Here is a 22,223-nt window from a genome sequence, read left to right on the forward strand (position 1 = left end):
TCAACGTTGCCCTAAAGGTTCTGTTACTGACGAAGAGCGCATTAATGGCATCCAGCTATCACCGCTCCCACCTGCCGCACCTTGCGCATGCTGTTCAAGATATGATTTGAGCAAACGGATCTGGTCAGCATCAATGGCCATTGTCTGTTGAGACATATCTCCTTGAGGCGCAGTCGGTGTAGAGAAGCCAGCATCGCTAACATTCATAAAACCGCTTTGGCCAGATTGACCACTAATCCGAAATGGCGTTTGTTCAAACATCGGCATTTCGGACGATGTCATTGAGGCCGGCTGAGGAGCTGATAAATTAACAGGCTGAACCTGCAAGCCACCACCTGACTGCGCTGCAATGCTATCGCCGGCACCCTGTGAACTACCTGGCGACGTATTGCCGTTGCTAAAAAACTGCACGCCGGTTATTACCATGAGCGAGACAGCCGCCGCTACCCCTGCACCACGAGCAAAAGAAAGCCCACCAGAACGAGCAGGAGTAACCACAGTGTCGTTTTCAAGGACCGGTGCCGGCTCATCACGCAATCGATCCATGATGCCAGCCGAAAGATCAATGCTTACATCTACGTTTCGTTCACGCTGCATCATGCTGCGCGCCAAATGATAGCGCCGCCACGTCTCTGCTGCATCAGAATCATCAGGCAGAGACTTCAACACTCGGCGCAATTCAAGCTCGTCACTTTCGCTATCCATCAACGCTGAAAGCGACTCCCGTGTGTTATGACTCATACTTCACACCCTCACACTGTGTTAAAAGAAGCGCTGCGATGACACTGCTAACGAGTGTTTATCAACCCAGCAACTCCACAGGCCAAGACCTTGTTTCAAATCGCCAATTTTTAAACGCTTAATAATCAGTAGCTTTAACTATTCGCTACCGAAACTTCCTCACTAAGCGTGGCACGTTCACTTGGCGCTTAATCGACCTAACTAAGATCGTCAGGTTCTATGACGCTTCGCTTTCCAGACAGTTCACAAAAAATGTAAAAACGTAATCAAATGTGAATGTGAAGCAATGTTTTGCCACTAGCACCCGTTGCTCATCCAGCAGCTCCTCATCTGGGAGCTGCTTTCCTTAGGGTTTAAAACAGCGCTTAAGGGTTCAAAACAGAGCTTAAAAACACGATTTAAAAACAGCACTATCTATTAACAGGCTTGCCACCATGCTTCAGACCCTTACTCTTCGCGGCTGTTCCGTGCCGTTGTTACTAATGGACGTATATGCTCATCAACTGCTTCACGGGCGCGGAAAATGCGCGAGCGCACTGTCCCCACAGGGCACTGCATTACCTGGGCAATATCTTCATAAGCCAAGCCGTCTAGTTCACGCAGCGTAATCGCGGTACGTAGGTCATCCGGCAGGTTCTCAATGGCTTCGTAAACGGCAGCTTCTAATTGATCACGGGCAATCGATGCCTCCGGCGACTCAGCGTCAGCCAGCCGCCCACTCTGGTCTACCAGTTCAGCATCAACGATATCAAGGTCGCTCCCTGGAGGCCGACGGCCCCGTGACACTAAATGGTTTTTAGCCGTATTGATCGCAATGCGGTACATCCAGGTATAAAAAGCGCTTTCAGCGCGAAATTTACCAAGCGCTCGGTACGCTTTAATAAACGCTTCTTGCGCTACATCTTGTACTTCAGAGTGGTCGTGAACATAACGGCCAATCAACCCAATAATTTTGTGCTGATATTTTTTTACCAGTAGATCGAAAGCACGTGTATCACCTTTTTGGGCACGTTCAACCAACTGCTGGTCTGTTTCACGGGTGCCCATTCACACCCCCCTCCCGCTCGTGCGACGCACGCCGAGCGCTATCTCTCTTCGCCCTTTCATGTGGGCCTTCACAGCAAGCAGCATAGTGTCCCTTGGGCATTGGTTAATCTTAATAATGACAGATGGTAGAAAATGATTCGTCTACCACATTGAGTGTTAAAAATGTCCAATGGTACTTAGTGTTACGCGTTCTTAGCGAGGCATCAAGCGCTTACACTCTCTGCTTCCCTTTTTTACTCTCAACTGGAACCTTAGATTGATCCAAAGGTCCTTAGAATCCTGACCATGACACTTTTCGATTAGAACAAGTTCCGCAACAATTGATTTTTACCCGCCTGACACGCCATAGTAGAGCCACTTTTAGTCCATAGCGCACGCACAGGTAGCATGATGTCAGATCAGCAGGTTAGTAACCTTAACGTCCTTGCACAGGATGTTCTTACCACCCCCGCAGCCCTCAAGCAGACCATTCCGTTAACGGAAACTGCAGAACGCTCTGTTATAGAGGGCCGTCGTACCATTCAAAACATCCTCGATGGCAAAGATCACCGGCTTCTCGTTGTCGTTGGTCCATGCTCTATCCATGATGTGGATGCCGCACTGGACTACGCACGACGTCTACGTAAATTAGCAGATCAAGTAAATGACAGCCTTTTTATTGTCATGCGCGTTTATTTCGAAAAACCCCGTACTACCGTCGGTTGGAAAGGGCTGATTAACGACCCGCATCTTAACGACTCTTTCGAAATTGATGAAGGCCTGCATATCGCGCGCAAGTTACTGGTGGACCTAGCTGAAATTGGCCTACCGCTTGCAACGGAAGCGCTAGACCCGATTTCACCGCAGTATATGCAAGACTGCATCAGTTGGTCAGCGATTGGTGCACGCACTACAGAATCGCAAACCCACCGGGAAATGGCCTCTGGACTCTCTTGCCCGGTAGGTTTCAAAAATGGTACCGACGGCAGCCTAGACGTTGCCATTAACGCCCTACAATCTGTTGCTAGCCCTCACAATTTCCTGGGCATCAACAACGAAGGTCAAGTCGCTATTATTCGTACCCGAGGTAACGCTTATGGCCACGTCGTCCTTCGCGGCGGCAATGGCAAACCCAATTATGACAGCGTCAGCGTTGCCCTAGCAGAAAAAGAGCTGAAAAAAGCCGACCTTTCCGCCAACATTATGATCGATTGCTCGCACGCCAATTCTAATAAAGATGCTGGCCTACAGCCGCTGGTGCTCGAAAATGTCACCAACCAAATATTGGAAGGCAACACCTCCATTATCGGTCTGATGGTTGAGTCAAACATTGGCTGGGGCAATCAGAAAGTGCCTGCCGATCTTAGTCAGCTAACATACGGCGTTTCTATCACTGATGCCTGTATTGACTGGGACACAACGGTCGACACATTTACCCGCATGAACGAGAAACTTGCTCCGGTGCTCGCCAAGCGCATCGCCCAGTAAGAACACGGCTAGCAAGCGACCCCGCAAGGCAATTAGCCTTAGCGGGGCGTTTGTTTGCTAGATGATATGACGACATTTTGTTACTACATGATTTCTTGTTACTACATGACTTCTTGTTACTACATGATTTCTCGCTTGAACGGCGGCAATGCATCTAACAACGCCTGACCATACCGACGCGTAATGACCCGACGATCTAGCAACGTAATGACACCTCTGTCGCTCTCCTTGCGTATCAAACGCCCACAGGCTTGTACTAGCTTGATTGACGCATCCGGAACGCTAATCCGCATAAACGGGTTTCCGCCCTGGCTTTCAATCCACTCAGCTAGCGTAGCTCCTACTGGATCATCCGGCACCGCAAATGGTAGCCGTGTAATCACCACATGGGTGAGATAGTCGCCAGGCAAGTCGATACCTTCAGCAAAACTGGCCAGGCCAAAAATAATACTCCCTTTGTCACCATCAACTGCCGCACGATGGCGCTCAAGCAATTCACGCTTGGGAAGCGCATCCTGCGCCAACACCCGCTCCTTAGCTGACGCAGGTAAGGCTTTTTCCACCGCTCGCAGCTGCGCCCGAGAAGAAAACAGCACCAGCACCGCTTCGTCAGCTCCCAACTGGGTCACGAAATTAACGATGGCGCTTTCATGGGCATCGCGATCACTAGGATCAGTTGCCTCTCTAGGCACACGCAAAATAGCATTGGCGTAATCAAAGGGACTCGGCAACGCCTGATAGCGATAGCGGTTTGCTAACCCAGCGCGCTCCTGAATACGTTCAAACCGCCCTAATGCAGTCAGCGTCGCCGATGTTACTACCGCACCATGGCAGCGCCCCCACAAATGTTTTGCAAGCGTATGTGCCGCGGATACCGGACTTGCCGAAAACTCTATTTCTGGCTCCCCCGCCACACGACTAAGGGTAATCCAGCGAGCGCTCGGCGGCGCATTGGCAGCATCTAGTTCGCTGAATGCTTGCCAAAGTGCATGGGCTTCCAGCGAACGCCCATGAAGCAGTGCAATCAGCGGCAACCATGCCTCAGCTTGCTCTCTATCCAAACCAGTTTGCTTATCCGGGTCGAGGCTTTCGCGCAGGATGTCACTAATGCTTTCCAGACTGCGTGACAGCGTGGCAAACATGACTAACAGCTGCTGGGCTTGTTCGCGAAGTGCTTCAGGCACTTGGCCTTTCTCAAAACGCAGCTGATGGTTGGCCTCTTCATCCGACAGGCCGTTTTCTCGCCCGGCCAGCTGGTGGCCCATGCTAAATACATCGCCCAAAGCAGGCTCTAAGCTATGCAGCAGCTCAGGCAATCCAGCGAGCAAGCGCGCAATTGTCGGTTGAACCGCTAACCCCTGATGCAGATCCGTCAAACTGCTCTTCAGAGTTTTAAGCCAACGCAAACAACCGTGTACCGCAAAGCGGTGAGCAAAATGAGAGAGCGCCTTATCAGGCAGATGATGGCCTTCATCAAAAATGAAAATGCAGTCGGCAGGGTCCGGTAAAATAGCACCGCCACCCAGCGCCAGGTCAGCAAGCACCAGATCATGGTTAGCGACGATAACATCGGCATTTTCCAGCTCACGGCGGGAACGAAAAAAGGCGCAAGCACCAAAATGACCACAGCGACGGCCTGTGCATTGACGATGATCCACCGTTAGCTGCCGCCAATGGCCATCGTCGATCGACGCCGACCATGTATCGCGATCGCCTTCCCATTCGCCTTTACCGTAAGCCTCCGCCATATCGGTGGCTAATAGCGAAAAGTCACTGCTGTGGGATTGAAGTGACTGCTCAAATAGCGACAGCGTCGGGTTTGGCTCAACGCCTTCTAACGCCTGGTCAAGACGTGCAACACACACGTACCTGCCACGCCCTTTTGCCAAGGCATAACGAAAAGCAATACCGCTATGACTGGCAAGCGAAGGCAAATCTTGATTAAGCACCTGCTCCTGCAGTGCCACCGTGGCAGTGGAAACAATCAGTCGCTTTCCCTGCGCTTTGGCTATTGGCAAGGCAGCGATCAGGTACGCCAGCGTTTTACCGGTTCCGGTTCCCGCCTCCAGCACGCACACATGATTATCGTTTGTGCGCTTGCCTTCGCCGTCCTGCTCAATGCCACCTAGCGTACGAGCAATTTCTGCGATCATCAGACGCTGGCCGTAGCGTGGCGTCAGCTCAAGCCTCTCCACCACGCGACGATAGGCGTCTTGAATATCGCTTTTCAGCGCATTATCGAGCATGCGCGTTACAGCATGCCTTCCGGCGGATGTTCGCAGGGCAGTTTACCGTTAATGTAGCGCTCAATTTCTGGTAGCGAGAAGGCATCTTCTTCGCCAACAAAACTAATTGAAACGCCCTTAGCACCTGCACGCCCAGTCCGCCCAATGCGGTGAACGTAATCTTCAGGATCTTCCGGCAAGGTGTAGTTAATCACGTGGCTGACATCTTCAATATGAATGCCACGACCGGCTACATCGGTTGCCACTAGCACTTGGATTTCTCCCTCACGGAAGCTTTCCAAGGTTTTGATGCGCTGATTTTGCGGTACATCGCCAGATAGCATAGCGACGCTCACGCCTGCTTTTTTCAGCAAATCATCAAGCTTGCGCACAAGGTCACGACGATTACCAAACACCATCACACGCTCGAAGCTTTCCTGCGTTAGCAGGTTAATCAGCAACCGCTGTTTATCCTCATCCGACACAAGATAAACGCGCTGATCGATATCGGCCTGATTTTCAACAGTGACTTCGATCTCTACGTGGGCAGGATCAAGCGTCCACTGGCTTGCCAGGTTCAAGATATCGTCAGTAAAGGTTGCCGAGAACAGGAACGTTTGACGCTCCTCTTTCTTAGGCGTGTAGCGAATAATGCGCTTCACATCGGGAATAAAGCCCATAGAAAGCATGCGATCCGCTTCATCCAATACCAATACTTCAACTTCAGAGAGATCGATATCACGCTTCTGATGAAAATCCAGCAGGCGCCCTGGTGTTGCCACCAAAATATCAATCTTCTTGCCTAGGCTCTCGCGCTGCTTTTGGTAATCCATGCCACCAACAACACTCGCCACATTAAGCTGTGTAAAGCGGGCAAGCGCTTTAGCATCTTTTTCAATTTGCAGCGCCAGCTCCCGAGTAGGCGCAATAATCAACGCACGGGGTGCCCCTGGCTTTTGGCCATCTGGGGTTGGCTCTTCCAGAAAATAAGCCATTACTGAAATCAAAAAAGCAGCGGTTTTTCCGGTGCCTGTCTGCGCCTTGCCGACAATATCGCCACCCAGCAAGGTGTGACGCAGAGCCTCTGACTGTATAGGCGTGCAGTATTCAAATCCTTGGGCATGAATAGCGCGCATTAAAGGCAGCGGCAAATCAAAGTCATGAAAGCGCCACTTGCCGGCAACGGCGGGCACCTGAAACTGACGAAGATCCCAGTTCGATTGACGACGACGCGGTTTCCGACGGCGACGTTTAGGCTTGCGGTTCTGGGCCGATGCTGTGGTCTGTTCCGACTCGCTCATAGGCTGTGTATCTGTCCATTGCTGTGGATGTTAGGCATCACGAAGTGCGCATTGTACCAGGGCTTGGCGATAAGAGCGCGTCCTGCTGTCGAAGGAGTGCGCTTGCCTGTTAGAATGAAGCATAAATTAACCCAAGGAGCGCGACATGACGCGTAAGAAAAAAACCCGTTCACTCGCGGATAAGGTCACTATCCGTACTGGTCGCCGCAAAGATTACAAAAAGTGGCGCCATGATAATCCTGATCAGGTGGCCCCCTCACGCCGCTTTGTGGCTAAAAAGCAGCAACAACGCAAGCTTCAAGCAGTGCGTAAACTGGCACGCCAGCAAGATGGACAACATATTGCTATCCATCCGGACAAAGAAGGAGACAAGCCTTCTGGGGATCGTTCGTAATGCGTTTGGTTTCATTTAATATCAATGGCATTCGGGCACGGCTTCATCAGCTTCAAGCGCTGATCGACACGCAGCAGCCAGATGTTATTGGCCTGCAGGAAACCAAAGTGCAAGACAGCGAGTTTCCTCTGGCTGACGTTGAAGCCATGGGCTACCACGTTTTTTACTACGGTCAAAAAGGCCATTACGGGGTTGCCTTAATGTGTCGGCAAAAACCCCAAGCGGTATTTTATGGCTTCCCTGATGATGAGGAAGATGCCCAGCGCCGGATGATTGGCGTGCGGTTACTAGCCGAAAATGGCGAAACAGTCACCGTGTGGAATGGCTACTTCCCCCAGGGTGAAAATGTTGAACACCCAACTAAATTCCCTCATAAAGCGCGCTTTTATCAGCAGTTGGCAAGTCTGCTACAAAACCAGCACCATCCTGAAGAACAGCTGGCGATTATGGGGGATTTCAACATATCGCCAGAAGATCAGGATATTGGCATTGGTGAGCCAAGCCGCAAACGCTGGCTACGCGAGGGCAAAACCAGCTTTCAGCCCATCGAGCGAGAATGGCTTGACGGCATAAAAGCGTGGGGCCTGAGCGACAGCTATCGGCTGTGTCACCCAGATAACAGTGAATGGTTCAGCTGGTTTGACTATCGTTCAAAGGGTTTTGACCGCGAGCCAAAACGCGGCCTGCGCATTGACTATATTCTGGTGTCTAAACCGCTTGCCGACTGCGTCACCGGTGCAGGCATTGATTATGAATTGCGCGGTATGGAGCGGCCTTCCGATCACGCTCCCACCTGGAGTGATTTTGCGCTGACGCTTTCCCAGTCAGGCTAAGCACAAACACGCCAAACACACGTACGCCCCTTACGTCACTCTAGGGGCGTCTACTGCGAGCTTTTCACTTCACTTTTCAAAATTCGACAACCACTGCCCTGCCTGATCATCGCCAAGGTTCGCCGCTTTGATAAGGGCTTCCTCGGCCTGGCCATCTTGCCCCCAGCGGTAAGCAAGCTGCCCGTACTGCCGCCAGTCTTCAGCTTTTTGCGTGCTTTCAGCAAGCGCTCTCGAAGCACTTAACGCCTTCTCAACATGCCTAGCCTGTTGCCACGCCCCCGCTAACAGCCGTAACGTTTCCTCATCACGAGCCACTGCGCCTTCTTCAATAGCCGTATCCAGGTGCTCGCCTGCTCTAGCTGGCGTTCCCCCCGCTAGGTGCAGCCGAATTAACGTTAAGCGATCTTCAGCCGACGTAAATTTACCTAGCTGCCAGGCCATCTCCCACACGCCAGCCGCCACGCCAGCCTGGCCCATCTGCTGGGCAAGCCCTGCCGCCTGACGCCAAGCATCAGGCTCACTCTGGGCAGTTAAGCCATCCACTAGCCAACCGAGAGTTTGCTCGTTTTGCTCCGTGTTGCGTATTACTACGGTGGTTAGTGTTTGCTGGGTGTCCGTCAATCCACCTTTTTGCAGGAGCGGCGAGAGCCATTCAATTGCCTCATCCCAGCGCTCTTCCTCTGCTAACAAGCGAATCAGCCGCCATGCTGATTCGTCATAGTGTGGACTGCCTTGAGATTGCGTTAGCCACTGCTCATACAACGTAATGGCCTCAGGGCGCTGGTTACCTGCGCGACGAAGCGATGCTTCATCACGCAGCCAGCGTAGAATTTGACTGTTAGGCACGCTCGGGCGCTGCTGGGCGCTGGCTAACTCATCAGCAGCGACAAGGTGATCACCTTGTCGCACCAACGCACTCGCGGCGAGCTGGTGATAGAGCGCACTCGCCCATTGGTCGGCGCGATTACCACTGGCAAGACGCGACGACTGGGAGCGTGCATGGCTGATAATACGATTAAGGACATCGTCATCAACCTCGCCACTGGGTTGCTCAGCTAATTGACTTTGAAGCCCGTTAAGATCGCGAACAATGTCACCCGGCAGCGGTTCGTTCGCGTGCGCCACAACGCTTAGCGCGCTTAATACGACGATTCCCACCCAACGCTGCATACTTTTTCCTCAACTGGCATTTTCAACAGGCTGTCTCTACTGGCCACCTCTACTGGCTATCGTAACTAGCCAACTTAACGGGCTATCTCAGCTGAAATTCTATGCGCTGAGTAGCACGACGAAGCTGCTGACCAGGCTCAAACTGCCAGCGTGCAATCGCTTCACGGGCAGCGTCTTCAAACACTCGTCTTGGCTGCGCACGCGTGACGCGAATCGTGCTGTTATCGACGCTGCCATCTCGACGAATAACAAACTCCACCTCAACAAAGCCCTCCATGCCACGCCGCTGGGCACGTGGTGGATAAGAAGGATTCACACGACTGGTTGGGGTGACCTGCCCGACACTTACAGGCTCATTCGATGGCGCAGGCTCTGGCTCTGAGGGCGCAGCCTGACTCTGTGCTGTTGAAGGCGCAGGAGAGGGCGCTGCCGTTTCTGCAGGCTGTGGTGCAGGGTCAGGTTGCGGCGCTGGTCTTGGAGACGGCTTCGGCGCGGGCTGCGGAGCTGGCTCGGGCGTAATTTCGGTCAGCTCTGGTAGCTCACTCTCTAACTCAACCGGTTCTACTGGCTCGTCAGGAAGCTCTACTTCAGGTAACGCAATCGCACTTTCAGCCACTGGCGCTGGTGCCGGCATGGGCATTGGCGGCGGCGCTGGTGCCGCCTCAGAAGGCGCAGGCGGCGGTGCTTCTTGCTCTGGCGCCACCTCTGGAGCTTCTACCATGGTCATCGACATGGCCATGATAGGCGTTTCTGGGGAGCGCTCTGGGGGTGTTACCAGTAGCGCTAACATCCAAAATAAACCAACGGCTAAGCCAATACCGCCCAGTAGCGAGAGGAAATGGCGAATCATGGCGCACTCCGGCTCGCTGCCACGGCGATCTGGTCAACACCTGCCTGTTTGAGGCGATCCATCACTTCAATCAACAGTCCCGTGGTGGATTCTCGATCCGCCTGAATAACCACAGAGCCATCACCACTCAACATACCGGCAACCTGCTGACCAATACGATGAACATCAACTGGCTTACCATCGACCCAAACCGCCCCTTCTGGTGTCACGGCAATTAGTACCTGTGCGTCTGGACGCGGGCTTGCCGCTGCCGCTTCTGGGCGATCAATCTCCACACCACTCTCTTTAATGAAGCTGGTCGTTACAATAAAGAAGATCAGCATGATAAAGACAACATCAAGCATTGGCGTCAGATTCACTTCATTGCTATCAGCCGTGGTGTCTATGGAACGGCGTCTACGCATCATTCTCCTCCAAGGCACGGGCTAAACGGTCGTGTAACCGCTGATCTTCGCGACGAATTACGTGCTCTAAACGACTAATAAACAACAATCCCACCACTGCAATCGCCATGCCGGTTAGCGTGGGCAGCGTGGCACGAGCTACACCGTCGGCCATTGCCCGCGCCTGATGGGTATGACTCAGTGACAGGCTATCGAATACGGTAATCATGCCGGTAACGGTACCCAGCAAGCCTAACAGTGGGCATAGCGCCACCAGCAATTTGATCCATGGCAACGGGCGGCGTAGCTTAGCAACCAACGCCTCTGTCCATACATCGCGTAACGTACGCGCACTCCAGCTACGGTGATCACTGCGTGCTGCCCAACGCCGAATCAGTTGGCGACGAGCACGCCGCCAGCTAAAGCGGTAATACCACCAGCGCTCAATAGCCATCCCAAATACCAGCACGGCAACAAAGGCTAGCACCACTAAAACGGCACCACCGGCATCAAGCAGCCGCTCAACGGGCTCAAGCCAAAGAGGTAACGTGGGCATATTAGGTCACCGCTTGCGCATTAGCCGTCGACTGCGCTTCGAGATGGTCAGCCAAAGTGGCGCTTGCTTCGCCTTCGATTACCTGAGTAATCAAACGGCTGCGGCTCGCCAAGGCTGTCTGAGCAAACAGCAGCGGCACAGCTGTTACAAGCCCCAGCACCGTTGTTACCAGTGCCTGACTGATCCCCCCCGCCATCAACTGTGGATCACCAGTGCCAAACACAGTAATCGCCTGAAAGGTGACAATCATACCGGTCACGGTACCTAGAAGACCCAGCAAAGGCGCAATGGCAGCCAGCAGCTTTACAATCGGCTGGCCACGCTCAATTCGTGGCAGTTCCGCTAACACCGCCTCATCTAGCCGTGCCTCTAAGGCCTCCGGTGCTTGGTGTTTATCCAACTCTTTAAAACGGGCCAGCACACGCCCCAGCGGGTTGTTGGCATTTGGCTGATCCAGCGCCTTACGCTGACGACGCACTCGCGCACTAACGACTACGAGGTAGAGGTATTGAGCCAATGCCACCAATAGGCCAAATCCACCTAGCGCCACCACCACGTAACCGACATAGCCGCCCTGCTGGAAGCGTTCCCAGAGGTTTGGCTGTTGAGCAAGGGCTTGCAGCACACTCCCCTGAGTAGGGTCAACGGCAAACACACGGCTTTCACCTTGGTGATAGGACGCCAGTACGTCGCTGATGTCTGCGGGAGTCCGCGGCACTTCGGCCAAGCTACTATCGTCCTGACCTTTTCTAAGCAGCGCTGTGTCAGTAAACGCGGCAAAATCACCCAAGCGCACGACGCTTCTTGTTTCAATTTCGCCACTGGCATCAGCCACCGGCAATTCAAGACGCTCAGCACGCCCAGTGTTTAGCGTAAGTGTTGCCAAGCTATCCACAGTGGTTTCGATCTGCTGGCGCTCCAGCACCTCGACCTCGTTGAGGCGCGGCGGTAATGCATCAGCAGTTAGTGTTAACCAGCTGTCGCCACCTAGCTCGTTGCGCACCTCTTCGCTGTGTCGCGCCAGATCCGCCAGCAGCGAGGTAAGCGCTTCACCCTGCTCTTCTTGGCGCGCGGTCAACGCTTGAGCCTGCTGCGCTTGTTCCTGCTGTTGCGCGGCTAATGCTACCTGCTGCTGTTCTGCTGCTTGATGCTCAGCCCGCGCCTCGTCTAGCGCAGCTTCTAATGCTTGCTGATCCTTCAGAAATGTTTGTAACCGAGCTTGATCACGCGCTTCGGCGGCTTCGCGAGCTTCACGTAATGAGCTAACGCCGTCAGTTTGCGCCATCAACACACTGCTGCTCAGAAGGCTTGTTAGTAGCGCTAAGCAGATAACGCTTCTGTGCGCACTTCGCTTTAGTGCCAACAAACTCATTGTTGGCCCCCTGTATGCTCATCAGCAGTAATCGACAGCGGTAAACGCAGTAATTCTGGCGTGCGCTGATCGTCAGCAATACGCAGACCGTTACGCACCTGACGTCGAGCCCGCTCATCAAGCGGCTGCCACTCACCGCTGGCTTTATCCCACACACCCCCTTCTCGACCGTCAGGCGTTAGGTAATAAAAGCCGATTCGGCCAATGCGCAAATATTCCACTTCACGTGGATTTCCTGCTGCTAATTGTAAACGACCACGCCAGCTATCTACTTCACGGCCATATGCAAGCTCGGCACGCCACGCTTCCAACAAATTAGCAATACGTGCCGCGCTTTCTAAAGACTGCTGTTCAGTAGGCCGAACACGCGCCAAACGCTCGTCTTTCAGAAACGGCAGGTCAGATTCGATCCAGCTAATTAGCTGTTCCGTCATATCCTGCTCAACCGCAGGCAGTGAGGCACGCGTATCGCTTAATGTATCGAGTGCTTCACCAAGGCGCAGCTGGCGTTCGGCCTCACTGGCTAAACGGCCGCTTAAAGCAGCATTAGACGCTTTCATCTGGCGGGTTTCCCGCTCTAGGCGGCGCAGCTCTTCAATTGCTGAACGCGTGGCGTCATCAGCCTCATCGATTTGCTGCTGAAGTGCGGATTGCGCTTGCTGGGCCTCGACACTCTGAGCCGCTTGATCCATTGTCTCATCGCTTGCCATTAGCGTACCGCTGACCAGCAAACCGGCAAGCCAGCCTCCATGCAAGGCGAAGAAAGGCCTTTTCAGCACGTGATATCTCCGTTACTTATTAGCACGCTAACGTTAACCGCGCACTAAAACTCATTAGGTATAAGAACGATTTGCGTTTCGTTTAAGCAGTGCATAGCCTAACACTAATAGAATAAATGACAATATTTATCATTAGCATTTGATGGTGTTTCGATCCAGACCGCTACACCACCATAAAAAAGGGCGCCGAGTGGCGCCCTGAAGTAAAGATATCGGGAAAAAGTTTATAAGCAGCCAATAATTAACTTAAAACGCCCAGTCGTCGTCTTCAGTGGCAACGGCCTTGCCGATGACGTAGGAAGAACCAGAACCGGAGAAGAAGTCGTGGTTTTCATCCGCACTTGGGGAAAGTGCCGCCATAATGGTTGGATCGACGTCGGTAACGCTGCTCGGGAACAACGGCTCGAAGCCCAGGTTCATCAGCGCTTTGTTGGCGTTGTAGTGAAGGAATTTCTTCACGTCTTCCGTCAAGCCCACTTCATCATAAAGCGATTCGGTGTAGCGCACTTCGTTGTCGTAAAGCTCTAGCAGCAGTTCGTAGGCGTAGTCTTTCACTTCTTGCTGGCGCTCGGGCGTTGCTTCCGCCAGCGCCTGCTGGAATTTGTAGCCTACATAGTAGCCGTGTACTGCCTCATCACGAATGATCAAACGAATCAGATCGGCGGTATTGGTCAACTTGGCATGGCTTGACCAGTACATGGGCAGGTAGAACCCTGAGTAGAACAAAAATGACTCAAGGAAAACGCTGGCTACCTTTCGCATCAAGGGATCATCAGCACGGTAGCGCTTGAGGATCAGCTCAGACTTCATCTGCAGCGTCGGGTTCTCTTCGCTCCAGCGGAAGGCATCATCTACATCACGGGTAGTGCACAGTGTCGAGAAGATCGAGCTGTAGGAGCGCGCATGCACCGACTCCATAAAGGCGATATTGGTATAAACCGCCTCTTCATGGGGTGTGCGCGCGTCATCCATTAATACTGGCGCACCCACGCTGCTCTGGATCGTATCGAGCAGCGTCAGGCCTGTGAACACACGAATCGTCAGCTGTTTTTCCTGCTGGGTCAGCGTATTCCACGACTGGATATCGTTGGAGAGTGGCACTTTTTCCGGCAGCCAGAAGTTACTGGTCAGCCGGTTCCACACTTCTAGGTCTTTATCGTCCTGAAGGCGGTTCCAGTTGATCGCATTAACCCGCGATAAGCGTTGCATAATGGTCATCAGAGTTCTCTCACAAACATAATCTTATGGAAGCAATACACGATTACAACGAGCAGGAGACGCAGCCCTCTACTTCCGTGCCTTCTAGCGCGCTTTGGCGCAAACGAATGTAGTAAAGCGTCTTGATACCCTTACGCCACGCGTAAATTTGCGCTTTGTTGATATCCCGCGTGGAGGCGGTATCCGGGAAAAACAGCGTCAACGAAAGCCCCTGATCAACGTGCTTAGATGCCTCTGCATAAGTATCAATAATTTTTTCAGGACCAATTTCGTAAGCATCCTGGAAATAATCGAAGTTCGCCTCGTTCAAGAATGGCGCGGGGTAGTAAACACGCCCGAGCTTGCCTTCTTTGCGAATCTCAATTTTCGCAGCCACCGGATGAATACTCGAGGTGGAGTGGTTAATGTACGAAATAGAGCCTGTCGGCGGCACCGCCTGCAGGTTACGGTTATATAGCCCGTGGGCCATTACCGACGCCTTCAGAGCCTGCCACGCTTCTTGGGTAGGCAGCGCGATACCACTACGCTCGAACAAATGACGTACTTTCTCGGTACGCGGCAGCCACGCTTGATCAGTGTACTTATCAAAGAACGTGCCCGATGCATAGGTGGAGTCTTCAAACCCAGCAAAGGCTTCACCATGCTCAATGGCTAGCTGATTAGAGGCACGAATGGCATGGAACGCAACGCAATAGAAGTAGAGGTTGGTGAAGTCCAAGCCCTCTTCTGACCCGTAATAAATGTGTTCGCGAGCTAAGAAACCATGCAGGTTCATTTGCCCAAGGCCAATGGCTCGAGACTTGGCGTTACCTTCAGCGATGGACGGCACGCTGCGCAGGTTGCTCATCTCAGAAACCGCGGTTAAACCACGAATGGCAATCTCAACGCTGGTGCCGATATCGCCTGAGTCCATCACCTTGGCAATGTTCATGGAGCCAAGGTTGCAGGAGATATCCTGACCGATCTGACGATAGCCAAGATCATCGTCGTATTCGGTAGGCGTATTCACCTGAAGAATCTCAGAGCACAGGTTGCTCATATTGATACGCCCGGCAATCGGGTTGGCACGATTAACCGTATCTTCAAACATAATGTACGGGTAGCCCGATTCGAACTGCAGTTCGGCCAGAGTCTGGAAGAACGCACGCGCATTGATTTTATGCTTACGGATACGCGCATCAGCGACCATTTCATGGTACTTCTCGGTCACACTGATATCGCCAAACGGCACGCCATACACCCGCTCTACATCGTAAGGAGAGAACAGGTACATGTCGTCGTTGCGTTTAGCAAGTTCAAACGTGATGTCAGGAATCGTCACGCCCAGCGACAGCGTTTTAATGCGAATTTTTTCATCGGCATTTTCGCGCTTAGTATCGAGAAAGCGCAGAATATCCGGGTGGTGAGCGTTCAGATAGACCGCACCGGCACCCTGGCGCGCGCCCAGCTGGTTAGCGTAAGAGAAAGCATCTTCCAACAGCTTCATAATCGGGATAATGCCCGACGACTGATTCTCGATACGCTTAATCGGTGCGCCTGACTCACGAATATTCGTCAGCAAGAAAGCAACGCCACCGCCGCGTTTAGAGAGCTGGAGCGCCGAATTAATTGAGCGGCCAATTGACTCCATATTGTCTTCGATACGCAGCAAGAAACACGACACCAGTTCGCCGCGCTGACGCTTACCACAGTTTAAGAAGGTCGGCGTAGCCGGCTGAAAACGGCCGCTAATGATTTCATCAACCAGTGACTTGGCCAATGCTTCATCACCACGCGCCAGCGCTAACGCTACCATGCAAACGCGGTCTTCAAAGCGCTCCAGGTAGCGCCGCCCGTCGAACGTCTTAAGCGTGTAGCTGGTGTAGTACTTGAACGCGCCGAGGAAACTCGGGAAACGAAATTTATAGGCGTACGCCTGCTCAAACAGCCCTTTAATAAAGGCAAAGCTGTACTGAGCAAGCATTTCTGGCTCGTAATACTGTTCTTCCACCAAGTAATCGAGTTTTTCTTCTAACGAGTGGAAAAACACCGTGTTTTGGTTAACGTGCTGCAAGAAATATTGACGGGCGGCTTCGCGGTCTTTATCAAGCTGCAATTCACCGTTGGCACCATATAGATTCAACATCGCGTTCAGCGCATGGTAATCCAGGGTACGCGCCTCGGATGCCGCTGCAGTAGGCCGCTTTGTTTCTGTCGAGTTTTTTGTAGCAACATTTTTAGTCGCCTCGTTTTCAGAGACTTCAGGGTGAGAGGCTACATTGTTAGAGACTGAGCTTGACGTTTCCAAAACTCTTCTACTCCTTTGCGGACCTTGGCGACATCGTCGTCAGTGCCAAACAGTTCAAATCGATAAAGCAGCGGCACTTGGCACTTTTGAGCGATGATTCGCCCCGCCAACCCGTACGCTTCACCAAAATTCGTATTCCCAGCGGCAATGACACCCCTCAGAAGGTGCCGATTGTGCTCATCGTTTAAAAATCGGATCACCTGCCTCGGCACTGCCCCTTCGGCATAGCCGCCACCATAGGTAGGTGTCACTAATATGTAGGGCTGCTCTACGCGTGGCGTTGGTTCTTCACGGTTTAGCGGCAGCCGCTGGGCGCTTAAGCCAAGCTTTTGTATAAAACGGTGGGTATTGCCTGACTTAGTGGAAAAATAAACCAGCGAACCAGCACGCTCAGCTTCCACATTAGCGGTTTGCATAGCGGTCTTTTACGCCAGTGCTTGAATGCGATCAGGGCGGAAGCCGGACCAATGATCTTCACCTACGACGACGACCGGTAACTGACGATAACCCAGTGCTTCCACTTCCTCCTGAGCACCGCTTTTAGCAGTAATATCGATAACGGTATATTCTAGACCCTGCTTATCCAGCGCACGATAAGTAGCAGTGCACTGAACACAAGCGGGCTTGCTATAAATTTGGATATCCATGGCTATTTTTCCTTTTCATAGCGGCGTTTTTCGGGTAGAGCACATCTTGTGCTCGCTCTCTCTGGAAGACACAACGCATACTATATATAGACCATGAGAAAATCAATTCAAGCATATATGGTATTTTTCATCCACAGGTTATTGACAGCTCGTACCCAATATCATACCCAACAACAGCTTAATCACCTGCACAACCGGCTTATTGATCAACGGTTCCTAAACCTTTCCAGCAACAAAAAACCGCCTCCAAATGGAAGCGGTTTTTTCACAAGGCGCCAAGTCACTTGGCGCCTGTTATTAGCGATGCAAGCTTAAGCAGTAGCCGCCTGGTAACGACGCTCAACATCTTCCCAGTTGATGACGTTGAAGAAGGCTTCTACGTAATCAGGGCGTTTGTTTTGGAACTTCAGGTAGTAAGCGTGCTCCCAAACATCCAAACCCAACACCGGCGTATTGCCGTGCATTAGCGGGCTGTCTTGGTTCAGGGTATTTTCTACGACCAATTTGTTGTCAGGCGTCACGGAGAGCCATGCCCAACCGCTACCAAAACGACCCAACGCTGCTTTCTTGAACGCTTCTTTGAATGCATCAAGGCCGCCTAGCTCTGCATCAATGGCGCTTGCCACATCGCCCTGGGGCTGACCACCACCGTTGGGTGACATCATTTGCCAGAACATAGAGTGGTTGGCATGGCCGCCACCGTTATTAATAACGGCTTGACGCTTCTCTTCAGGTACACGGTCAAGATTAGCAACCAGCTCTTCTACCGGCACGTCTTCAAGACCCGTGCCCTCAAGCGCAGCATTCAGGTTAGTAACATATGTATTGTGGTGACGAGAGTGGTGAATTTCCATCGTCATCGCATCAATGTGTGGCTCGAGCGCGTCGTAGGCATACGGTAATTCTGGAAGTGTATGTGCCATGCTAACTTCTCCTTAAGTGGCTTTTGTTACGTTCACTTAGTTAAGTGTGGTCTTTCCCCACCTTTTTCAACCACCCCGGCCATTTTTATTACCGTGAGCAGTAAATAAGGATACATCGGTACGCTATATACCCCAGTACCTTAGTCAACTATTGGCAGTTTATCGAATTCATCGCCAATAAAAAAGCCGACTTCTGGCGAAGTCGGCTTTTAGCTAGTTTAGATTCAGTGGCTTATAGCTTACTTTCAAGCTCTGGCAGAATCTCGAAAAGATCACCTACCAAGCCGTAATCGGCCACTTGGAAGATCGGCGCTTCTTCGTCTTTGTTGATGGCAACAATGACTTTCGAGTCCTTCATGCCTGCCAAATGCTGAATCGCGCCGGAAATACCCACCGCAATATACAGCTCAGGCGCAACGATCTTACCGGTTTGACCAACCTGCATATCGTTGGGTACAAAACCAGCGTCAACGGCCGCTCGTGATGCGCCAATGGCAGCACCCAGCTTGTCGGCAATGCCGTCCAACAGTTTGAAGTTTTCGCCATTGCCCATGCCGCGCCCGCCAGATACCACCACTTTGGCTCCACCAAGCTCTGGGCGGTCGGACTGCGCCAGCTCTTGCTTAACAAAGCTCGACTGACTGTTTTCAACCACCACCTCTACTGCTTCTACAGCAGCGCTGCCCGAGCTCTCGACCGCATCAAATGCGGTAGTACGCACGGTCATAACTTTCAGAGCGTCATCGCTTTTTACCGTGGCGATGGCATTGCCCGCATAAATAGGGCGCAGGAAAGTATCCGCGCTCTCAACGCCAATGACGTCGGAAAGCTGGCTAACATCTTTTAACGCTGCCAAGCGGGGCAGTACGTTTTTACCCGTCGTAGAGGCGCTCGCCAAAACATGGCTGTAGTCGCCAGCCAGCTCTACCAGCAGCGCGCCCATGGGCTCAGCCAGCTGATGGGCGTAAACAGCGTTATCGGCAACGCGAACTTTACTGACGCCTTCAAGCTTAGCAGCCGCTTCAGCAGCCGCTTGAACGCCTTCACCAGCTACCAAGACGTCAATGTCACCACCAATCGCTTTGGCCGCCGCAACCACATGGGCGGTTGCGCCCGCCAACTGACCTTCATGAAGGTCGGCAAGTACCAGAATGCTCATGAGATCAGCTCCTATTAAAGCACTTTGGCTTCGTTTTTCAGTTTGTCGATCAATTCATCTACCGAGGCAACTTTGACACCGCCTTTGCGTTCAGCCGGCGACTCTACCTTGAGCAGACTAACCTTAGAGGCCACCTCAACACCGTAATCAGCGGGGGTTTTGACATCCAGCGGCTTCTTCTTAGCCTTCATAATGTCTGGCAACTTAGCGTAGCGCGGCTCGTTCAAACGCAGATCGGTAGTGACGATTGCCGGCAGGGAAAGCGCCACAGTTTGCAAGCCACCGTCGATTTCCCGGGTGACGTTAACTTTGTCACCATCCACGGCCACTTCAGACGCAAAGGTACCTTGGGGAAGGTTAGTTAGCGCGGCTAGCATCTGCCCCGTTTGGTTGTTATCGGTATCGATCGCCTGCTTACCGAGAATCACTAAACCGGGCTGCTCTTCGTCAACGACTTTAGCAAGCAGTTTGGCTACCGCAAGCGACTCAACCCGCTCGTCGGTTTCAATATGAATAGCGCGGTCCGCACCCAGCGCTAAAGAAGTACGTAGCTGCTCTTGAGCCGCTTTAGGGCCAACCGTCACGGCCACAACTTCGGTCGCTACACCCTTCTCTTTAAGGCGTACCGCTTCTTCTACGGCAATTTCGCAGAAGGGGTTCATCGCCATTTTGACGTTGGTAAGGTCAACGTCAGAGTTGTCCGCTTTCACGCGGATTTTGACGTTATAGTCGATGACGCGTTTAACCGCGACGAGTACTTTCATAGATTCCTCGCTTGGCTTGTGATGAAAGCCGTTAGCTTGTCACTGCATCGTACCAGCTGATGCCGCTTAAAATAGGGGGCGACGCAACTCTAAAACGACGCCTTCAAAAATTCATGCAAGCGTTTGATAGGTCTGTAAATGAAAAACCCTATCAATTTGCCACAACCTAGTGACTGGCAACAACACCCTTTAACTACGGCCTTGGTCGTAGCTTCCCCCTATATTGCGCGGATAAATGGTGCTTTTGCCATCGTAGGGGTGACCTGACAAGGGTATTATGCCTATCATGGAGCATAACCAGAAGCAAACGACCGTTTTAAATTAAGGCCATCTGTTTATAAGCTAGTTCCCACCCCGTAAGCATGAACTAGTCTTTGCAAAAGATGGCACTTATAAGCGTAAGGAGAAACCAGGTGGAAAATGTTGAACGCGACGTCATGGACTTCGATGTAGTCATTGTCGGGGCAGGCCCCTCTGGTCTAGCTGCTGCTTGTCGCTTGATGCAACAGGCAACCCAAGCGGAACAAGAGCTAACGGTTTGTGTGGTCGAAAAAGGCTCCGAAGTCGGTGCCCATATTCTTTCCGGTGCTGTGTTTGAGCCCCGCGCACTGACTGAGCTGTTTCCCGACTGGGAAGAGCGCGGCGCACCGCTCAATACGCCTGCCGTTCGTGACGATGTTTATCTGTTAAAAGATGCCCAAAAAGCGCAGAAAATTCCCAATGCGCTGGTGCCCAAAAGCATGCATAACACCGGCGGCGACCTGACCCGCTATGTGATTAGTGCGGGCAACCTGTGCCGCTGGCTGGCTGAGCAGGCAGAAGCCCTGGGGGTGGAAATCTTCCCTGGCTTTGCAGCCCAGGAAGTAATTATTGAAGATGACGCAGTGCGCGGCATCCTGATTGGCGACATGGGCGTTGGCGCAGACGGCACCCCCAAAGATGGTCACATGCCAGGCATGGAGCTGCGCGCCAAATACACGCTGTTTGCCGAAGGCGCCCGTGGCCACCTGGGCAAACGGCTAATCAAAGAGTTCTCGCTAGATGCTGGCCGCGACCCGCAGCACTACGGAATTGGCTTAAAAGAGCTATGGGATGTGCCCGCTGACAAGCATGAACCAGGGCTTGTACTGCACGGCTCGGGCTGGCCGCTTGAAAAAGACACTCACGGCGGTTGGTTCCTTTATCACGCGGAGAATCAGCAGATCGTCGTTGGCCTCATTATGGATCTTGGTTATAAGAATCCCTGGCTGTCACCTTTTGATGAATTCCAGCGCATGAAGCATCACCCGGTGCTTAGCCAGTATTTAGAAGGCGGCAAACGGGTTGCTTATGGTGCACGCGCAATTGTTAAAGGTGGCTTTAACTGCCTACCGAAAATGACCTTCCCTGGTGGCCTGCTGATTGGCTGCGATGCGGGCACGCTGAACTTTGCCAAAATCAAGGGCCTGCATACCGCGATGAAGTCCGGCATGGTAGCAGCTGAGAGCGTCTTTGAGGCCATTAAGAGTGGTGATGAAGGCGCTCAGGAGCTTGCCAGCTTCACTGAGAAGTGGGAAAACAGTTGGGCATATGAAGAGCTGAAAGAGAGCGCAAGCTTTGGCCCTGCGATTCACAAATATGGCACGGTGGGTGGTGGTGCTTATAACTTCGCCAATCAACTACTGGGTAATAAGCTACCCAATGTTCACGACACCACCACCGATCACGGTGCGCTAAAACCTGCGGCCGAGTTCGAAAAAATCAATTATCCGAAGCCCGATGGCAAGCTGTCGTTTGATAAGTCGACCTCTGTCTTCTTGTCTAACACCAACCATGAAGAGGACCAGCCTTGCCACCTGCGCTTAGCAGACCCAGAGCTACCGATTCGTGACAATCTGCCAATCTATGCAGAACCAGCTCAGCGCTACTGCCCTGCAGGCGTTTATGAAGTGGTTGAGGATGACCAAGGCAAGCCGCGCTTCCAGATCAACTTCCAGAACTGCGTACACTGTAAAACCTGCGATATTAAAGACCCAGCACAAAACATTACCTGGGTAGCGCCAGAAGGCGGCGGCGGTCCTAACTATCCCAATATGTAAGCAGTACCGCTAAATAGCCATACTGCGCA

The 22,223-nt window shown here is 52.5% G+C and carries 21 protein-coding genes; 4 read left to right on the top strand and 17 right to left on the bottom strand.

Annotated features, from left to right (window positions below; all coding sequences use genetic code 11):
• A complete protein-coding gene (locus K1Y77_RS09740; RefSeq protein WP_264018120.1) occupies positions 1 to 741 on the bottom strand; it encodes a sigma-E factor negative regulatory protein in 741 nt (246 codons plus the stop codon).
• A 447-nt stretch (positions 742 to 1,188) separates the two neighbouring features.
• A complete protein-coding gene (gene rpoE / locus K1Y77_RS09745; RefSeq protein ID WP_030072479.1) occupies positions 1,189 to 1,788 on the bottom strand; it encodes an RNA polymerase sigma factor RpoE in 600 nt (199 codons plus the stop codon).
• Between the two features lie 390 nt (positions 1,789 to 2,178).
• Here rpoE and K1Y77_RS09750 point away from each other — a divergent pair, with 390 nt between their 5' ends.
• Positions 2,179 to 3,255: a 3-deoxy-7-phosphoheptulonate synthase gene (locus K1Y77_RS09750; RefSeq protein ID WP_030072478.1), complete on the top strand. Its 1,077-nt coding sequence runs from the start codon at positions 2,179 to 2,181 to the stop codon at positions 3,253 to 3,255.
• A gap of 119 nt (positions 3,256 to 3,374) precedes the next feature.
• Here K1Y77_RS09750 and dinG read toward each other — a convergent pair whose 3' ends face one another.
• Both dinG and rhlB read right to left on the bottom strand, forming a co-directional pair.
• Positions 3,375 to 5,501 carry an ATP-dependent DNA helicase DinG gene (gene dinG / locus K1Y77_RS09755; protein ID WP_264428197.1) on the bottom strand — a complete coding sequence of 709 codons (2,127 nt, stop codon included), beginning with the start codon at positions 5,499 to 5,501 and terminating at the stop codon, positions 3,375 to 3,377.
• A 5-nt stretch (positions 5,502 to 5,506) separates the two neighbouring features.
• The gene (rhlB, locus tag K1Y77_RS09760) at positions 5,507 to 6,781 is read right to left on the bottom strand and encodes an ATP-dependent RNA helicase RhlB (protein ID WP_030072476.1); all 1,275 of its coding nucleotides are present in this window, start codon (positions 6,779 to 6,781) and stop codon (positions 5,507 to 5,509) included.
• Between the two features lie 145 nt (positions 6,782 to 6,926).
• Here rhlB and K1Y77_RS09765 point away from each other — a divergent pair, with 145 nt between their 5' ends.
• Both K1Y77_RS09765 and xthA read left to right on the top strand, forming a co-directional pair.
• Positions 6,927 to 7,175 carry a hypothetical protein gene (locus K1Y77_RS09765; protein ID WP_030072474.1) on the top strand — a complete coding sequence of 83 codons (249 nt, stop codon included), beginning with the start codon at positions 6,927 to 6,929 and terminating at the stop codon, positions 7,173 to 7,175.
• Positions 7,175 to 8,008, top strand: a complete 834-nt coding sequence (gene xthA, locus K1Y77_RS09770; RefSeq protein ID WP_264428200.1) for an exodeoxyribonuclease III — start codon at positions 7,175 to 7,177, stop codon at positions 8,006 to 8,008. Before K1Y77_RS09765 ends, xthA begins: the two co-directional genes overlap by 1 nt.
• Positions 8,009 to 8,077: 69 nt before the next feature.
• Here xthA and K1Y77_RS09775 read toward each other — a convergent pair whose 3' ends face one another.
• From K1Y77_RS09775 to K1Y77_RS09835, 13 genes are all read right to left on the bottom strand, one after another.
• Positions 8,078 to 9,178, bottom strand: a complete 1,101-nt coding sequence (locus K1Y77_RS09775; protein ID WP_264428202.1) for a tetratricopeptide repeat protein — start codon at positions 9,176 to 9,178, stop codon at positions 8,078 to 8,080.
• Positions 9,179 to 9,260: 82 nt separating this feature from the next.
• Entirely contained in the window at positions 9,261 to 10,028 is a 768-nt protein-coding gene (locus tag K1Y77_RS09780) for a TonB family protein (RefSeq protein WP_030072468.1), read from the bottom strand.
• A complete protein-coding gene (locus K1Y77_RS09785; protein WP_030072466.1) occupies positions 10,025 to 10,432 on the bottom strand; it encodes an ExbD/TolR family protein in 408 nt (135 codons plus the stop codon). The genes K1Y77_RS09780 and K1Y77_RS09785 overlap by 4 nt, the downstream gene beginning before the upstream one ends.
• Positions 10,425 to 10,967, bottom strand: a complete 543-nt coding sequence (locus tag K1Y77_RS09790; protein WP_264428204.1) for a MotA/TolQ/ExbB proton channel family protein — start codon at positions 10,965 to 10,967, stop codon at positions 10,425 to 10,427. Before K1Y77_RS09790 ends, K1Y77_RS09785 begins: the two co-directional genes overlap by 8 nt.
• A 1-nt stretch (position 10,968) precedes the next feature.
• Positions 10,969 to 12,339: a MotA/TolQ/ExbB proton channel family protein gene (locus K1Y77_RS09795; RefSeq protein ID WP_264428206.1), complete on the bottom strand. Its 1,371-nt coding sequence runs from the start codon at positions 12,337 to 12,339 to the stop codon at positions 10,969 to 10,971.
• The gene (locus tag K1Y77_RS09800) at positions 12,336 to 13,118 is read right to left on the bottom strand and encodes a DUF3450 domain-containing protein (RefSeq protein WP_264018115.1); all 783 of its coding nucleotides are present in this window, start codon (positions 13,116 to 13,118) and stop codon (positions 12,336 to 12,338) included. The genes K1Y77_RS09795 and K1Y77_RS09800 overlap by 4 nt, the downstream gene beginning before the upstream one ends.
• A gap of 246 nt (positions 13,119 to 13,364) precedes the next feature.
• A complete protein-coding gene (nrdF, locus tag K1Y77_RS09805; RefSeq protein WP_030072458.1) occupies positions 13,365 to 14,336 on the bottom strand; it encodes a class 1b ribonucleoside-diphosphate reductase subunit beta in 972 nt (323 codons plus the stop codon).
• Positions 14,337 to 14,379: 43 nt separating this feature from the next.
• Positions 14,380 to 16,485 (bottom strand): class 1b ribonucleoside-diphosphate reductase subunit alpha, encoded by a 2,106-nt coding sequence (gene nrdE, locus K1Y77_RS09810; protein WP_232222380.1) that lies wholly within the window; start codon positions 16,483 to 16,485, stop codon positions 14,380 to 14,382.
• A gap of 104 nt (positions 16,486 to 16,589) precedes the next feature.
• Positions 16,590 to 17,039 (bottom strand): class Ib ribonucleoside-diphosphate reductase assembly flavoprotein NrdI, encoded by a 450-nt coding sequence (gene nrdI / locus K1Y77_RS09815; RefSeq protein ID WP_051690158.1) that lies wholly within the window; start codon positions 17,037 to 17,039, stop codon positions 16,590 to 16,592.
• Positions 17,040 to 17,048: 9 nt separating this feature from the next.
• Positions 17,049 to 17,270 carry a glutaredoxin-like protein NrdH gene (gene nrdH / locus K1Y77_RS09820; RefSeq protein WP_030072446.1) on the bottom strand — a complete coding sequence of 74 codons (222 nt, stop codon included), beginning with the start codon at positions 17,268 to 17,270 and terminating at the stop codon, positions 17,049 to 17,051.
• A 311-nt stretch (positions 17,271 to 17,581) separates the two neighbouring features.
• Complete coding sequence (locus K1Y77_RS09825; protein ID WP_030072444.1) at positions 17,582 to 18,193, bottom strand: superoxide dismutase; 612 nt, start codon at positions 18,191 to 18,193, stop codon at positions 17,582 to 17,584.
• 232 nt (positions 18,194 to 18,425) lie between these two features.
• Positions 18,426 to 19,352: an electron transfer flavoprotein subunit alpha/FixB family protein gene (locus K1Y77_RS09830; RefSeq protein ID WP_030072443.1), complete on the bottom strand. Its 927-nt coding sequence runs from the start codon at positions 19,350 to 19,352 to the stop codon at positions 18,426 to 18,428.
• A gap of 14 nt (positions 19,353 to 19,366) precedes the next feature.
• Positions 19,367 to 20,116 (bottom strand): electron transfer flavoprotein subunit beta/FixA family protein, encoded by a 750-nt coding sequence (locus K1Y77_RS09835; RefSeq protein WP_030072442.1) that lies wholly within the window; start codon positions 20,114 to 20,116, stop codon positions 19,367 to 19,369.
• 413 nt (positions 20,117 to 20,529) lie between these two features.
• Here K1Y77_RS09835 and K1Y77_RS09840 point away from each other — a divergent pair, with 413 nt between their 5' ends.
• On the top strand, positions 20,530 to 22,194 hold the full coding sequence (locus K1Y77_RS09840) for an electron transfer flavoprotein-ubiquinone oxidoreductase (RefSeq protein ID WP_264428211.1): 1,665 nt from the start codon (positions 20,530 to 20,532) through the stop codon (positions 22,192 to 22,194).
• The last annotated feature ends 29 nt before the right edge of the window (positions 22,195 to 22,223 follow it).

It is taken from the genome of Halomonas qaidamensis (genome assembly GCF_025917315.1).
Lineage (GTDB): Bacteria > Pseudomonadota > Gammaproteobacteria > Pseudomonadales > Halomonadaceae > Vreelandella > Vreelandella qaidamensis.

What these genes read in the sequence shown, in the direction of transcription:
- nrdI (WP_051690158.1), bottom strand. Translation starts at nt 17,039, where the DNA reads ATGCAAACCGCTAATGTGGAAGCTGAGCGTGCTGGTTCGCTGGTTTAT.
- xthA (WP_264428200.1), top strand. Translation starts at nt 7,175, where the DNA reads ATGCGTTTGGTTTCATTTAATATCAATGGCATTCGGGCACGGCTTCAT.
- K1Y77_RS09795 (WP_264428206.1), bottom strand. Translation starts at nt 12,339, where the DNA reads ATGAGTTTGTTGGCACTAAAGCGAAGTGCGCACAGAAGCGTTATCTGC.
- K1Y77_RS09830 (WP_030072443.1), bottom strand. Translation starts at nt 19,352, where the DNA reads ATGAGCATTCTGGTACTTGCCGACCTTCATGAAGGTCAGTTGGCGGGC.
- K1Y77_RS09785 (WP_030072466.1), bottom strand. Translation starts at nt 10,432, where the DNA reads ATGCGTAGACGCCGTTCCATAGACACCACGGCTGATAGCAATGAAGTG.
- K1Y77_RS09825 (WP_030072444.1), bottom strand. Translation starts at nt 18,193, where the DNA reads ATGGCACATACACTTCCAGAATTACCGTATGCCTACGACGCGCTCGAG.
- K1Y77_RS09740 (WP_264018120.1), bottom strand. Translation starts at nt 741, where the DNA reads ATGAGTCATAACACACGGGAGTCGCTTTCAGCGTTGATGGATAGCGAA.
- K1Y77_RS09765 (WP_030072474.1), top strand. Translation starts at nt 6,927, where the DNA reads ATGACGCGTAAGAAAAAAACCCGTTCACTCGCGGATAAGGTCACTATC.
- nrdH (WP_030072446.1), bottom strand. Translation starts at nt 17,270, where the DNA reads ATGGATATCCAAATTTATAGCAAGCCCGCTTGTGTTCAGTGCACTGCT.
- rhlB (WP_030072476.1), bottom strand. Translation starts at nt 6,781, where the DNA reads ATGAGCGAGTCGGAACAGACCACAGCATCGGCCCAGAACCGCAAGCCT.
- K1Y77_RS09780 (WP_030072468.1), bottom strand. Translation starts at nt 10,028, where the DNA reads ATGATTCGCCATTTCCTCTCGCTACTGGGCGGTATTGGCTTAGCCGTT.
- K1Y77_RS09775 (WP_264428202.1), bottom strand. Translation starts at nt 9,178, where the DNA reads ATGCAGCGTTGGGTGGGAATCGTCGTATTAAGCGCGCTAAGCGTTGTG.
- nrdF (WP_030072458.1), bottom strand. Translation starts at nt 14,336, where the DNA reads ATGACCATTATGCAACGCTTATCGCGGGTTAATGCGATCAACTGGAAC.
- K1Y77_RS09835 (WP_030072442.1), bottom strand. Translation starts at nt 20,116, where the DNA reads ATGAAAGTACTCGTCGCGGTTAAACGCGTCATCGACTATAACGTCAAA.
- rpoE (WP_030072479.1), bottom strand. Translation starts at nt 1,788, where the DNA reads ATGGGCACCCGTGAAACAGACCAGCAGTTGGTTGAACGTGCCCAAAAA.
- dinG (WP_264428197.1), bottom strand. Translation starts at nt 5,501, where the DNA reads ATGCTCGATAATGCGCTGAAAAGCGATATTCAAGACGCCTATCGTCGC.
- K1Y77_RS09790 (WP_264428204.1), bottom strand. Translation starts at nt 10,967, where the DNA reads ATGCCCACGTTACCTCTTTGGCTTGAGCCCGTTGAGCGGCTGCTTGAT.
- K1Y77_RS09750 (WP_030072478.1), top strand. Translation starts at nt 2,179, where the DNA reads ATGTCAGATCAGCAGGTTAGTAACCTTAACGTCCTTGCACAGGATGTT.